The following is a 13,971-nucleotide window of genomic DNA, read 5'->3' on the forward strand; positions in this document are numbered from 1 at the left end:
AACGGCCCGCGTACGGCGACCCCGGGTTCAGCCCTGCGGAGCCGCCGCCTCCAGTGCGATCCGGTGCTCACCGGCGTACACGTTCATCGACGGTCCGCGCAGGAAGCCGACCAGCGTCAGTCCCGTCTCCGCCGCCAGGTCCACCGCCAGCGACGACGGGGCCGAGACCGCCGCGAGCACCGGGATCCCCGCCATCACGGCCTTCTGCGCCAGTTCGAACGAGGCCCGCCCCGACACCAGCAGCACTGCCCGCGACAGCGGCAGCCGCCCGTCCGTCAGCGCCCGGCCCACCAGCTTGTCGACCGCGTTGTGCCGGCCGACGTCCTCCCGTACGTCCATCAGCTCGCCCTCCTCGGAGAACAGGGCGGCCGCGTGCAGCCCGCCCGTACGGTCGAACACCCGCTGCGCGGCCCGCAACCGGTCCGGGAGGGCGGACAGCAGCTCGGGCGTGATCCGCACCGGGGGCGCGTCGGCCACCGGGTGGCGGGTCGTGGTGCGCACGGCGTCCAGACTGGCCTTGCCGCACAGGCCGCAGGAGGAGGTCGTGTAGACGTTGCGCTCCAGCGTGATATCGGGGACCGGGACCCCGGGCGCGAGCTTCACGTCCACCACGTTGTAGGTGTTCACGCCGTCCGCCGTGGCCCCGGCGCAGTAGACGATCGACTGGACCTCATCCCCGTCGGCGATCACCCCCTCGCTGACCAGGAAGCCCGCGGCCAGCGCGAAGTCGTCGCCCGGCGTCCGCATGGTGATGGCCAGCGGCCTGCCGTTCAGCCGGATCTCCAGGGGTTCTTCCGCCACCAGGGTGTCCGGACGGGAGGAGACGGCACCGTCCCGGATGCGGAGGGTGCGGCGGCGTTCGGTGACCCGTCCCATAGAGCTGAACCCGATTCTCTGCGTGTGCGGCTGTCTGTGCGTGCGCGGCTGTTCGCTTCTCCGGGTCATTGTCCGGCACGCGCACCGGCGTGTCGCAGCGAGCCGTTCAGCACGCTGACCAGGCTGTTGTCAAGGCTCCAACGTGTGGGCCCGATTCCTGTGGGATCACGTGCCCTCGTACCCGGCGGTAGCGACCAAGACTGGATGTTTCCTGCCCCCACCCGACGATGGGAACCCGTATGACCGGCTCACGTGTCGTGGCGCTCGGCCACTACCAGCCCGCCAAGGTGCTCACCAACGACGATCTCGCGGCGATGGTCGACACCAGCGACGAGTGGATCACCAGCCGGGTCGGCATCAAGACCCGTCACGTGGGTGGACCCGACGAGCCGGTGGACGAGATGGCCGCGCAGGCGGGAGCCAAGGCGCTGGCCACGGCCGGTCTCGGTCCCTTGGACATCGACCTGGTCCTCGTGGCCACTTCCACCGCGATCGACCGGTCCCCGAGCATGGCGGCCCGGGTCGCGGCCCGGCTCGGCATGGGCTCGCCCGCCGTCATGGACATCAACGTCGTGTGCTCCGGCTTCACGCACGCCCTGGCCACCGCCGACCACGCGATCCGGGCCGGTGCGGCTGCCCGGGCGCTGGTCATCGGCGCCGACAAGATGGCCGACATCGCGGACTGGACCGACCGCTCCACCTGCGTCCTGCTGGGAGACGGCGCGGGCGCCGCGGTCGTCACCGCCGACCCGGCCGCCGCCGACGCCCCGGGCGGGCCCGGCATCGGGCCGGTGCTGTGGGGTTCCGTGCCGGAGATGGGCAACGCCGTCCGGATCGAGGGAACGCCCCCGCGGTTCGCGCAGGAGGGGCAGTCCGTCTACCGCTGGGCCACCACCCAGCTCCCCCCGATCGCCCGCCGGGTCTGTGAGAAGGCGGGCATCGCGCCGGAGGACCTGGGCGCCGTCGTCCTGCACCAGGCCAACCTGCGGATCATCGAGCCGGTCGCCCGCAAGATCGGCGCGGTCAACGCCGTCATCGCGCGGGACGTCGTGGACTCCGGCAACACCTCCGCCGCCTCCATCCCGATGGCGCTGTCCAAGCTGGTCGAGCGCGGCGAGGTCGCCTCCGGCGCGCCCGTCCTGCTCTTCGGATTCGGCGGAAACCTCTCCTACGCGGGCCAGGTCATCCGCTGCCCCTGACCCCCGCGCCCTCCCCGCCGCCGGCCTCCGCGCCCTCTCCCGCCGACCTCCACGATCTCTCCCCGTCGGCCTCCACGAGCCTTCTCCGTCGGTCTCCGTGACCGCTCCGCGCCGACCTTTGTCCTGAGTGTGGAAAAAGTTGGCGCGGATTCCTGCGCAACTTCTTCCCACTCCGGGAAAGCGCTGCTACGTTCCCCTCGAAAGCCCGACGGACTGGCCGATGTGGCGGGGAGGGACGCGTGAGACGTATGACGGCACGACCCGCGAACGCGCATCAGGCGCGGCTGCTCCGGCTGTTGCGCGATGGGGGCCCCAACTCCCGCGCGCAGCTGGGCGATCAGGTCGATCTGTCGCGCTCGAAGCTCGCCGTCGAGGTGGACCGGCTCCTGGAGACCGGTCTGGTGGTGGCCGACGGACTCGCCGCATCGCGCGGCGGTCGCCGCTCGCACAACATCCGGCTCGCCCCCGAACTGCGCTTCCTCGGCGTCGACATCGGCGCCACCTCGGTCGATGTGGCCGTCACCAACGCGGAGCTGGAGGTACTGGGACACCTCAACCACCCGATGGACGTGCGCGAAGGGCCCGTCGCCGTCTTCGAACAGGTCCTCTCACTCGCCGCCAAACTGCGGGCCTCCGGGCTCGTCGAAGGCTTCGACGGCGCGGGCATCGGGGTCCCCGGCCCCGTCCGCTTCCCCGAGGGCGTGCCGGTCGCGCCGCCGATCATGCCCGGCTGGGACGGGTTCCCGGTCCGCGAGGCGCTCAGCCAGGAGCTGGGCTGCCCCGTCATGGTCGACAACGACGTGAACCTCATGGCGATGGGGGAGCAGCACGCGGGCGTCGCCCGCTCCGTGGGCGACTTCCTCTGCGTCAAGATCGGTACGGGTATCGGCTGCGGCATCGTCGTCGGCGGCGAGGTCTACCGCGGTACGACCGGCAGCGCCGGGGACATCGGCCACATCCAGGTCGACCCCGACGGCCGGCCCTGCGCCTGCGGCAACAAGGGCTGCCTGGAAGCCCACTTCAGCGGTGCGGCGCTCGCCCGCGACGCGGAGGACGCCGCCCGGGAGGGCCGCTCGCCCGAACTCGCCGCCCGGCTGGAGGCGGCGGGCCGCCTCACCGCGGCCGACGTGGCGGCGGCCGCCGCTGCCGGGGACGCCGCCGCGCTCGACCTGATCCGCGAAGGCGGCAACCGGCTCGGCCAGGTGATCGCGAGCCTGGTCAGCTTCTTCAATCCCGGTCTGGTGGTGATCGGCGGCGGGGTCACCGGCCTCGGTCACAACCTCCTCGCCAGTGTCCGCACGCAGGTCTACAAGCAGTCCCTGCCCCTGGCCACCGGCAACCTCCCCATCGTCCTGGGCGAGTTGGGTCCCACCGCCGGAGTGACCGGCGCGGCCCGGCTGATCAGCGACCACCTCTTCTCCCCGGCCTGACCTCAGGCCGTACGACGCACCGCGGAACCACCCCCGTCAGCAGCCGTACGCACCACGGAACCACCTCCTCCCAGCAGCCGTACTCACCCCGCACCACCGAACACCTCCCGTCAGCAGCCGTTCGCGGTGCCGCCGGCTCCACGGCACCTCCAGCTCTGCGCCCTGTCCGCTCACCGGCCCTCCCCGGCCCTCGGCACCCGCCCGAGCAGGGGAGACCCCATTCGCCGAGGGGATTCGTCATGGCACCAGAACCACCCCTGCTCACCATGTCCGGCATCACCAAGCTCTTCCCGGGCGTCCGCGCCCTGGACGGCGTCGACCTGGAGGTCCAGGCCGGCGAGGTCCACTGTCTCCTCGGCCAGAACGGTGCGGGCAAGTCCACCCTCATCAAGGTGCTCGCCGGAGCCCACCAGCCAGGCGACGGCGAGATCACCTGGCGCGGCGAGAAGATCCAGCTGAAGTCGCCGATCGCCGCCATGCGCCTGGGCATCGCCACCATCTACCAGGAACTCGACCTGGTCGAGGACCTGTCGGTCGCCGAGAACGTCTTCCTGGGCCACGAGCCGACCAGCGCCCGCTTCATCGTCCGTACGGGGGAGGGGCGCGCCGCCGCCAAGGCGCTGCTGGCCCGCCTCGGGCATCCGGAGATCGACCCCGCCCGGCACGTCGGCGACCTCTCCGCCGCCCAGCAGCAGATCGTCTCCATGGCGCGGGCGCTCTCCCACGAGGTCCGGCTCATCGTGATGGACGAACCCTCCGCCGCCCTCGACCCCGACGAGGTCGACAACCTCTTCCGCATCGTCGAGAGCCTCACCGCCGACGGGGTCGCCGTCGTCTACATCTCCCACCGGCTCGAGGAGATCCGCCGCATCGGCGACCGGGTCACCGTCATCAAGGACGGCCGGACCGTGGCCGTCGGGCTGCCCGCGGCCGACACACCCACGCGCGACATCGTTGCCATGATGACCGGCCGCGACGTCGCCTATGTCTTCCCGCCCCGCCCCGAGGAGCCGGCGGCTTTTACCGCCGAGCCCGTGCTCCGGGTCCAAGGCCTTTCCCGCAAGGGCGAGTTCGCCCCCGTCGACCTCGAACTGCGGCCCGGCGAGATCGTCGGGCTCGCCGGACTCGTCGGCTCGGGCCGCTCGGAGATCCTGGAGACGATCTACGGCGCCCGCAAAGCGACCACCGGAACTGTCACCGTCGACGGAAAGCAGCTCCGGCCCGGCAGCGTCCGCGCCGCCGTCGCCGCGGGCATCGGGCTCGCCCCCGAGGAACGCAAGGCGCAGGCCCTGCTGATGACCGAGTCGGTCACCCGTAACGTCTCCGTCTCGTCCCTCTCCTGCTTCGCCCGCTTCGGCTGGATCGACCGGGGCGGGGAGCGGAAGGCCGCGCGGAGCGCCACCCGCGAACTGCAGATGCGGCCTGACAACCCGGACGCCGCCGTCCGCACCCTCTCCGGCGGCAACCAGCAGAAGGCCGTCCTCGCCCGCTGGCTGCTGCGCGGCTGCCGGGTCCTGCTGCTGGACGAACCCACCCGTGGCGTCGACGTCGGCGCCCGCGCCGAGCTCTACGCCGTGATCCGCCGGCTGGCCGACGAAGGCCTCGCCGTCCTGCTCGTCTCCAGCGAAGTGCCCGAAGTCCTGGGCCTCGCCGACCGGGTGCTGGTCCTCCGCGAGGGCGAAGTGGTCCACACGGCCCCCGCCCAGGAGCTCGACGAGCACCGCGTACTCGACCTCGTGATGGAAGGGAGCCCGACGCCATGACACAGCCCGCCCCGTCGGCGCAGCACAACGGGCCGGACAAGGGGACGCCCGCCGCCCCCTCCGACACGCCGCCCTCGAAGTCGGGCGGGGGCATGCCGGCCCTCGGTCTGCGGCTCGACGTCCGGATCCTATCCCTGCTCGGCGTCCTCGCCGCGCTGGTCCTGGTCGGCGGCATCACCGAGCCGGACGCTTTCCTGGACACCGGGAACCTCCAGCTGATCCTGACCCAGGCGTCCGTCATCGGCGTCGTCACCGTCGGCATGACCTTCGTCATCATCAGCGGCGGCATCGACCTCTCGGTCGGCGCGATGGTCGCCCTCGCCTCGGTGTGGGCGACGACCCTGGCCACCCAGGAGTACGGCTTCGCGGGCATCGCCTTCACCGCGGTGATCGTCGGCCTCGCCGCGGGACTCGTGAACGGCGTCCTCATCGCGTACGGCAACATGGTCCCGTTCATCGCGACGCTGGCCATGCTCGCATCGGCCCGCGGGCTCGCCCTCCAGATCACCGACGGCAAGACCCAGATCGTCACCGTCGACCCGGTCCTCGACCTCGGCCTGCCCGACTCCTACATCCTCGGGGTCCCGCCGCTGGTCATCATGTTCGCGGTGGTCGTCATCGTCGGCTGGCTGATCCTCAACCGGACCACCTTCGGCCGCCGTACGGTCGCCGTCGGCGGCAACGCGGAGGCCGCCCGGCTCGCCGGGATCGACGTCCGCCGCCAGCGCCTGTACCTCTACCTGCTGTCCGGGCTCTGCTGCGGCATCGCCGCCTTCATGCTGATCGTGCTGGCCGGCTCCGGCCAGAACACCAACGGCAACCTGTACGAGCTCGACGCCATCGCCGCCGCGATCATCGGCGGAACCCTGCTCAGCGGCGGCCGGGGCACCATCGTCGGCTCCGTCCTCGGCGTCCTGATCTTCACCACGATCACCAACATCTTCGCGCTCAACAACCTTCAGAGCGACGTCCAGCAGATCGCCAAGGGCGCCATCATCGTCGCCGCCGTGCTCGTCCAGGGCCGCACCATGCGCGGCCGGGAGACCTGAGCGACCCCCCGGCCGACCGGACACCCCCGGCGCCTCGAAGCCCCCGCACGTGAACGCCCCCCCCGCAGCACCTGAACCCCCCCCGCACCGCACCTCGTACGCACCCACCGGATGAAGGGTCAGACCGTCATGCCAGAAACCAGCCGCAGAGGGCTGCTGTTCGGAACCGCCGCCGTCTCCGCGGGCGCGCTCCTGACCGCCTGTACCAGCAACGAGCCCAAGAAGACCGAGCCCGCCGGAAACAGCGCCCCCGCCGACGACAAGCCCGGCAAGGCCGTCACCATCGGCTTCGCCGGACCGCAGGCCGACCACGGCTGGCTGAACGCGATCAACGTGAACGCCAAGTCCCGGGCGGAGACGTACTCCGATGTCACCCTGGAGATCACCGAGGGCTCCAACGACACCGCCGCCCAGATCGGCCAGGTCAAGACCCTCATCAACAAGAAGGTCGACGTCCTCGTCATCCTCCCCGCCGACGGCAAGGCGCTCACCCAGGTCGGCCTGGAAGCGATGAAGGCGGGCATCCCCGTCGTCAACCTGGACCGCATTTTCGCCTCCCCGCAGGCCTACCGCTGCTGGGTCGGCGGCGACAACTACGGCATGGGCCTCAACGCCGGGCACTACATCGGCGAGCAGCTCAAGGACAAGCCGAACGCCAAGGTCGTCGAGCTCGCCGGGATCGACAACCTGGAGCTGACCAAGCAGCGCAGCCAGGGCTTCGCCGACGCGCTCAAGAACTACTCCAACATCAAGCTGGTGGCCCGTCAGGCAGCCGACTTCACCGTCGAGTCCGGCCAGGCCAAGATGGCCCAACTCCTTCAGGCACAGAAGCAGTTCGACGCCCTGTGGAACCACGACGACGACCAGGGCGTCGGTGCGCTCCGCGCCATCAAGCAGGCGGGACGCGACGAGTTCATCATGGTCGGCGGCGCCGGCGCCAAGTCCGCGATGGACGCCATCAAGGCCGACGACTCGGTCATCAAGGCGACCGTCCTCTACCCGCCGACGATGGCCGCGTCCGCCATCGACCTGGCCCGGGCGCTCGGCCAGTCCAAGGGCATCAGCGGGCTCTCCGAGATGGAGATCCCGACCTCCCTGACCTTGTACTCCGCGGTCGTGACCAAGGACAACATCGACCAGTACCTGCCGACGGGCTTCAACTGACCGGGACTCCGGGGGAGGCGGAGAGCGCGTCCCCCGGCCCGTTACCGCACACCGATGAGGAGGAAGTCCGCATGGCCCGTAGTCAAGAGACGGAAACGCAAGCCTCAGCACCGCCGCCGCGGCAGGCGCCGGGAACGCTCGGGGTCGGCATGGTCGGATACGCGTTCATGGGAGCCGCCCACTCCCAGGGGTGGCGCACCGCCGGACACGTCTTCGACCTGCCGCTGCGGCCCGCTCTCGCCGCGATCTGCGGACGCGACCGTGCGGCGGTCGACGCCGCCGCCGCCCGGCACGGCTGGGCGGCGGCGGAGACCGACTGGCGGGCCCTGCTCGCCCGGGACGACGTCCAGCTGATCGACATCTGCACCCCCGGCGACAGCCACGCGGAGATCGCCATCGCCGCCCTGGAGGCGGGCAAGCACGTCCTGTGCGAGAAGCCGCTCGCCAACAACGTCGCCGAGGCCGAGGCCATGGTCCGCGCCGCCGAGGCCGCCGCCGCCCGCGGCCAGGTGGCGATGGTGGGCTTCAACTACCGCAAGGTGCCCGCGATCTCCTACGCCCGGCAGCTCATCACCGAGGGCCGCCTCGGACCGCTGCGCCATGTGCGGGCCACCTACCTCCAGGACTGGCTGGTCGACCCGGCCTCCCCGCTCACCTGGCGGCTCAAGCGCGAACACGCCGGCTCCGGTGCGCTCGGCGACCTCGGGGCGCACATCGTCGACCTCGCCCAGTACCTCGCGGGCGAGCTGCTGACCGGGGTCTCCGCCGTCAGTGAGACCTTCGTACGCGAGAGGCCCCTGCTCGCCGGGGCGTCGGCCGGGCTCTCCGGAAGCGCCGACACGGTGGAGCGGGGCGAGGTCACCGTCGACGACGCGGCGATCTTCACCGGCCGCCTCGCCTCCGGCGCGCTCGCCTCCTTCGAGGCGACCCGGATGGCCGCCGGGCGCAAGAACGCCCTGCGCCTGGAGATCAACGGGGAGCTGGGCTCGCTCGCCTTCGACCTGGAGCGGCTCAACGAGCTGTCCTTCCACGACCACACCGAACCCGCCGCCACCGCCGGGTTCCGCCGCATCCTCGTCACCGAACCCGAACACCCCTACCTGGAGGCCTGGTGGCCGCCGGGCCACGGCCTCGGCTACGAGCACACCTTCGTCCACCAGGCCCGCGACGTGGTCCGCACGATCGCCGAAGGGGCTCCGCCCGTACCGTCGTTCGCGGACGGTCTCCAGGTGCAGCGGGTGCTCGCCGCCGTCGAGGAGAGCGCCGCCAAGAACTCCGTCCACACTCCGGTCCCGTCCTCGTCCTAGGAGGCTGCCGCCCATGCCCCGCCCCTTCACCCTCTTCACCGGCCAGTGGGCCGACCTCCCGCTGGAGGAGGTCTGCAAGCACGCCCGGGACTTCGGCTACGACGGACTCGAACTCGCGTGCTGGGGAGACCACTTCGAGGTCGACAAGGCGCTGGCCGACCCCGGCTACCTGGACACCCGTCATCAACTGCTCGACAAGTACGGGCTGAAGTGCTTCGCCATCTCCAACCACCTGGTCGGGCAGGCCGTCTGCGACAACCCCATCGACGAACGCCACCAGGGCATCCTGCCCGCCCGCATCTGGGGCGACGGCGAGCCCGAGGGCGTACGGCAGCGGGCCGCCGCCGAGATCGCCGACACCGCGCGGGCCGCCGCCGCCTTCGGCGTCGACACGGTCATCGGGTTCACCGGCTCCTCGATCTGGCACCTCGTCGCGATGTTCCCGCCGGTCCCGCCGCACATGATCGAGCGGGGTTACGAGGACTTCGCCGAGCGCTGGAACCCGATCCTGGACGTCTTCGACGCCGAGGGGGTGCGCTTCGCCCACGAGGTGCACCCGAGCGAGATCGCGTACGACTACTGGACCACCAAGCGCGCGCTCGAAGCGGTGGACCACCGGCCCGCCTTCGGGCTGAACTTCGACCCGAGCCACTTCGTCTGGCAGGACCTGGACCCGGTCGGCTTCCTCTACGACTTCCGGGACCGGATCTACCACGTCGACTGCAAGGAGGCCCGCAAACGCCTGGACGGCCGCAACGGCCGCCTCGGCTCGCACCTGCCGTGGGGCGACCCCCGGCGCGGCTGGGACTTCGTCTCCGCCGGCCACGGTGACGTCCCCTGGGAGGACGTCTTCCGCATGCTCCGGTCCATCGGCTACGCGGGCCCGGTCTCGGTCGAGTGGGAGGACGCCGGAATGGATCGGCTGACCGGAGCCCCGGAAGCGCTTGCCAGCCTCAAGCGGTACGACTTCGACCCGCCGTCCGCCTCCTTCGACGCGGCCTTCGGGGGCGGCGAGTAACGAGAAAGATCAAGCTCCGGGGGCATGTGGCGCGGCACCGTTCCCCGCCCCCGGGGCTGCCTCGCCCTGCCCGAAAACCTCTTTGTCCTGGCGGAAGCAGAAGTTCGACTTACCTGTTGCACAAGGGCTTTCCGTCGAGGATGAACAGGTCTACCGTCCATTTCGTGTACACGACATGACTCGCGTCACCGGGGTCACTCCCGTCTCCGGTGACGCACGCGCGGCAGTCCCCGCGCGGCACGGCACGGCTACACCCGCCCGTACAACCGGCACTCTCCGGAGGACCTACGTGCACAGAACCAGAAAGCGGCTCCTGGCCCGGACCCGCGTCCGTAAAACCCTCGCGCTGTTCACCGGCGGCCTGCTCGCCGCCGCCACCCTGACCCTCGGCTCCGCTCCCGCCGCCACCGCCCACCCGGGCCACCCGGGGCACGAGGAGCCCCTGGCGGAGGACTTCCAGCAAGTCACCCTCGCCAAGGGCGCCGAGGAGACCGGCGAGCCCATGTCGCTCGCGGTCCTCCCCGACCGCAGCGTGCTGCACACCTCACGCGGCGGCGAGCTGCGGATCACCGACAGCGCCGGCAACACCAAGATCTCCGGCACCCTCCCCGTGTACACGCACGACGAGGAAGGCCTCCAAGGCGTCGGCGTCGACCCGGACTTCGCCGAGAACCGGGCGATCTATCTCTTCTACGCGCCCCCGATGGACACCCCGGCGGGCGACGCCCCGGAGACCGGAACCGCCGCCGACTTCGCGGAGTTCGACGGTGTCAACCGTCTCTCCCGCTTCGTCCTCAACGAGGACGGCACCCTCGACACCGCCAGCGAGAAGAAGGTCCTGGACGTCCCCACCTCGCGCGGAATCTGCTGCCACGTCGGCGGTGACATCGACTTCGACAAGGACGGCAACCTCTACCTCTCCACCGGCGACGACACCAATCCCTTCGCCTCCGACGGCTTCACGCCGATCGACGAACGCCCCGACCGCAACCCGGCGTTCGACGCCCGCCGCACGTCGGGCAACACCAACGACCTGCGTGGCAAGATCCTGCGCATCAAGGTCGCCGACGACGGCTCGTACACCATCCCCGAGGGCAACCTCTTCGAGCCGGGCACGGACAAGACCCGCCCCGAGATCTACGCCATGGGCTTCCGCAACCCCTTCCGCTTCTCCGTGGACCAGGCCACCGGCACCGTGTACGTCGGTGACTACGGCCCCGACGCGGGCGCGGCCGACCCCCGGCGCGGACCGGCCGGGAAGGTCGAGTTCGCCCGGGTGACGAAGGCCGCCAACTTCGGCTGGCCCTTCTGCGTCGGCGACAACGAGCCTTACATCGACTACGACTTCGCCACCAAGACGTCCGGCGCCGCCTTCGACTGCGCAGCACCGAAGAACGAGTCGCCGCACAACACCGGACTCGTCGACCTGCCGCCGGCCGAGGCCGCGTGGATCCCGTACGACGGCGGATCGGTGCCCGAGTTCGGCTCCGGCTCGGAGTCCCCGATGGGCGGACCCGTCTACCGCTACGACGCGGACCTCGACTCCCCGGTCAAGTTCCCCGAGGCCTACGACGGCGACTTCTTCGCCGGTGAGTTCGGCCGCAAGTGGATCAAGCGCATCGAGCAGGATGCCGACGGCACCGTCCAGTCCATCAACGACGTGCCCTGGTCCGGCACCCAGATCATGGACATGGCCTTCGGCCCGGACGGGGCGCTGTACGTCCTCGACTACGGCCTCGCCTGGTTCGGCGGCGACGAGAACTCCGCGCTCTACCGCATCGAGAACGCCACCGGAGGCCGCTCGCCCATCGCCGAGGCCTCGGCGAACAAGACCTCGGGCACCGCGCCGCTGAAGGTGAAGTTCTCCTCGGCCGGCACGGCGGACGGCGACGGCGACCCGCTGACCTACTCCTGGGACTTCGGTGACGGCGGAACCTCCACCGCCGCCAACCCCACGTACACGTACAAGAAGAACGGCACCTACACCGCCACCCTCACCGCCGAGGACCCGACCGGCCGCACCGGCTCCGCCAGCGTCCACGTCACCGTCGGCAACACCGCCCCGACCGTGGAGCTGGTGCTTCCCGAGGACGGGCAGCTCTTCGAGTTCGGCGACTCCGTGCCGTTCAAGGTCAACGTCAGCGACCCGGAGGACGGGACCATCGACTGCACCGAGGTCGAGGTCAAGTTCACCCTGGGCCACGACAGCCACGGTCACGACATCACCTCCGAACACGGCTGTGAAGGAACCATCAAGACCGCCATGGAAGGCGGCCACGACCCCAACGCCAACATCTACGGCGGCATTTCGGCCTCGTACACCGACAACGGCGGTGGCGGCCAGGCCAAGCTGACGGGCAAGGACGCCTCCCGGCTCCAGCCCAAGCACCGCCAGGCCGAGCACTTCGACGACTCCTCCGGCGTCACCACGCCGAGCAAGTCCAGCGCGCACGGCGGAAAGACCGTCGGCGACATCCACAACGACGACTGGATCTCCTTCAAGACCTACGTCCTCGGCAACACCACCAAGCTCACCGCCCGGATCTCCTCGGCCGGCTCCGGCGGCTTCCTCGAAGTCCGCACCGGATCACCCACCGGCAAGATCCTCGGCTCCGGACCCGTCCCGGTGACCGGCAGCTGGGACACCTTCCAGGACATCGACATCCCGCTGCGCGGCGCACCCAAGAAGCAGACCGAACTCTTCCTCGTCTTCAAGGGCGGCGACGGAGCGCTCTACGACGTCGACGACTTCGAACTCTCCAACAACCCGCTCGACAAGTCCGCCAAGCGCGTCCTGGTCTTCTCCAAGACCGCCGGCTTCCGCCACGACTCGATCCCCGCGGGCATCGAGGCCCTGAAGGAGATCGGCAAGGACACCGACATCACGGTCGACGCCACCGAGTCGGCAGCCCAGTTCACCACCAGCAACCTGGCCCGCTACGACGCCGTCGCGTTCCTCTCCACCACCGGTGACGTACTCAACCCCGAGCAGCAGAAGGCGTTCGAGAACTACGTGGCCAACGGCGGCGGTTACGTCGGCATCCACGCCGCCGCCGACACCGAGTACGACTGGGAGTTCTACGGCGGCCTCGTCGGCGCCCACTTCCACTCGCACCCGCAGATCCAGCCCGCCACCGTCCGCGTCGAGGACCACGACCACCCCGCCACCGCCCACCTGGACGAGGAGTGGGAGCGCACCGACGAGTGGTACAACTACCGCACCAACCCCCGGGACAAGGCCAAGGTTCTCGCCACACTCGACGAGACCACCTACACCGGCGGGAACATGAAGGGCGACCACCCGATCTCCTGGTGCCAGACCTACCAGGGCGGCCGCTCCTTCTACACCGGTCTCGGCCACACCAAGGAGTCCTACGCCGAACCGGCCTTCCGCAGCCATCTCCTGGGCGGCCTGCGCTACGCCACCGGCCAGGTCAAGGCCGACTGCAAGCCGGACACCGACTACCGGCCGATCTTCAACGGCAAGACGCTGGAGGGGTGGAAGCAGGCGGGCCCGGGGAAGTTCTCCATCAGTGACGGCGCCCTGCACTCCGAGGGCGGCATGGGTCTCCTCACCTACCAGGCCAAGGAGCTGAAGTCGTACTCGCTGAAGCTCGACTGGAAGATGGCCGGCGACGACAACTCCGGTGTCTTCGTGGGCTTCCCGATGTCCGACGACCCCTGGTCGGCGGTGAACAACGGGTACGAGATCCAGATCGACGCCACCGACGCCGCCGACCGCACCACCGGCGCCGTCTACACCTTCAAGTCGGCCAACACCAAGGCCCGTGACCGCGTCCTGCGGCCCCCGGGCCAGTGGAACAGCTACGAGATCAAGGTCCAGGGCGAACGTCTGCAGATCTTCCTCAACGGAGCGAAGATCAACGACTTCACCAACACCGACCCGGCCCGCAGTCTGAAGAACGGCCACATCGGCCTCCAGAACCACGGAGCCGACGACCAGGTGTCCTTCCGCAACATCCAACTGAAGGAGCTGCCCCCGAAGTAGGGCAGCCGCCTCTGCCGACGACGGGCGGGGGAAGCACGCGCCTTCCCCCGCCCGCCGTCCTCCACCCCGACCCATCCCCCAGGGAGGCAGCCCGTGACCGCTCACGCCGATCGTGAACGCCGAACCGACGCCCCAGGCCGCACCGACGCGCCCCTC

9 protein-coding genes are annotated in these 13,971 nt (G+C 70.4%); 8 read left to right on the forward strand and 1 reads right to left on the reverse strand.

All coding sequences use genetic code 11. From position 1 onward, the window contains the following. Nucleotides 1-27: 27 nt before the first annotated feature. Nucleotides 28-876: a formate dehydrogenase accessory sulfurtransferase FdhD gene (fdhD, locus tag CCZ36_RS30475; RefSeq protein WP_069737181.1), complete on the reverse strand. Its 849-nt coding sequence runs from the start codon at nt 874-876 to the stop codon at nt 28-30. Nucleotides 877-1,115: 239 nt separating this feature from the next. Here fdhD and CCZ36_RS30480 point away from each other — a divergent pair, with 239 nt between their 5' ends. The 8 genes from CCZ36_RS30480 (at nt 1,116) to CCZ36_RS30515 (ending at nt 13,815) form a co-directional block, all read left to right on the forward strand. Beyond that, entirely contained in the window at nt 1,116-2,075 is a 960-nt protein-coding gene (locus CCZ36_RS30480; protein ID WP_069737180.1) for a beta-ketoacyl-ACP synthase III, read from the forward strand. A 248-nt stretch (nt 2,076-2,323) separates the two neighbouring features. Next, on the forward strand, nt 2,324-3,505 hold the full coding sequence (locus tag CCZ36_RS30485; RefSeq protein ID WP_069737179.1) for an ROK family transcriptional regulator: 1,182 nt from the start codon (nt 2,324-2,326) through the stop codon (nt 3,503-3,505). A 239-nt stretch (nt 3,506-3,744) separates the two neighbouring features. After that, a complete protein-coding gene (locus CCZ36_RS30490; RefSeq protein WP_206515778.1) occupies nt 3,745-5,268 on the forward strand; it encodes a sugar ABC transporter ATP-binding protein in 1,524 nt (507 codons plus the stop codon). Further along, on the forward strand, nt 5,265-6,317 hold the full coding sequence (locus CCZ36_RS30495) for an ABC transporter permease (RefSeq protein ID WP_069737177.1): 1,053 nt from the start codon (nt 5,265-5,267) through the stop codon (nt 6,315-6,317). The genes CCZ36_RS30490 and CCZ36_RS30495 overlap by 4 nt, the downstream gene beginning before the upstream one ends. A 129-nt stretch (nt 6,318-6,446) precedes the next feature. Then, a complete protein-coding gene (locus tag CCZ36_RS30500) occupies nt 6,447-7,481 on the forward strand; it encodes a substrate-binding domain-containing protein (protein ID WP_069737176.1) in 1,035 nt (344 codons plus the stop codon). A 71-nt stretch (nt 7,482-7,552) separates the two neighbouring features. Then, on the forward strand, nt 7,553-8,788 hold the full coding sequence (locus CCZ36_RS30505) for a Gfo/Idh/MocA family protein (protein WP_128819025.1): 1,236 nt from the start codon (nt 7,553-7,555) through the stop codon (nt 8,786-8,788). Nucleotides 8,789-8,801: 13 nt separating this feature from the next. Beyond that, nucleotides 8,802-9,806, forward strand: coding sequence for a sugar phosphate isomerase/epimerase family protein (locus CCZ36_RS30510; RefSeq protein WP_069737174.1), 1,005 nt, complete (start codon nt 8,802-8,804; stop codon nt 9,804-9,806). Between the two features lie 289 nt (nt 9,807-10,095). Then, nucleotides 10,096-13,815 (forward strand): ThuA domain-containing protein, encoded by a 3,720-nt coding sequence (locus CCZ36_RS30515; RefSeq protein WP_128819026.1) that lies wholly within the window; start codon nt 10,096-10,098, stop codon nt 13,813-13,815. The last annotated feature ends 156 nt before the right edge of the window (nt 13,816-13,971 follow it).

Origin of the sequence: Streptomyces sp. S063, from assembly GCF_002832675.1 — a bacterium.
GTDB classification, from domain to species: domain Bacteria; phylum Actinomycetota; class Actinomycetes; order Streptomycetales; family Streptomycetaceae; genus Streptomyces; species Streptomyces sindenensis.

Bases quoted from the DNA above. Each gene is read 5' to 3' on its own strand.
- CCZ36_RS30490 (WP_206515778.1), top strand. From the start codon at position 3,745: ATGGCACCAGAACCACCCCTGCTCACCATGTCCGGCATCACCAAGCTC.
- CCZ36_RS30480 (WP_069737180.1), top strand. From the start codon at position 1,116: ATGACCGGCTCACGTGTCGTGGCGCTCGGCCACTACCAGCCCGCCAAG.
- fdhD (WP_069737181.1), bottom strand. From the start codon at position 876: ATGGGACGGGTCACCGAACGCCGCCGCACCCTCCGCATCCGGGACGGT.
- CCZ36_RS30510 (WP_069737174.1), top strand. From the start codon at position 8,802: ATGCCCCGCCCCTTCACCCTCTTCACCGGCCAGTGGGCCGACCTCCCG.
- CCZ36_RS30505 (WP_128819025.1), top strand. From the start codon at position 7,553: ATGGCCCGTAGTCAAGAGACGGAAACGCAAGCCTCAGCACCGCCGCCG.
- CCZ36_RS30495 (WP_069737177.1), top strand. From the start codon at position 5,265: ATGACACAGCCCGCCCCGTCGGCGCAGCACAACGGGCCGGACAAGGGG.
- CCZ36_RS30485 (WP_069737179.1), top strand. From the start codon at position 2,324: ATGACGGCACGACCCGCGAACGCGCATCAGGCGCGGCTGCTCCGGCTG.
- CCZ36_RS30500 (WP_069737176.1), top strand. From the start codon at position 6,447: ATGCCAGAAACCAGCCGCAGAGGGCTGCTGTTCGGAACCGCCGCCGTC.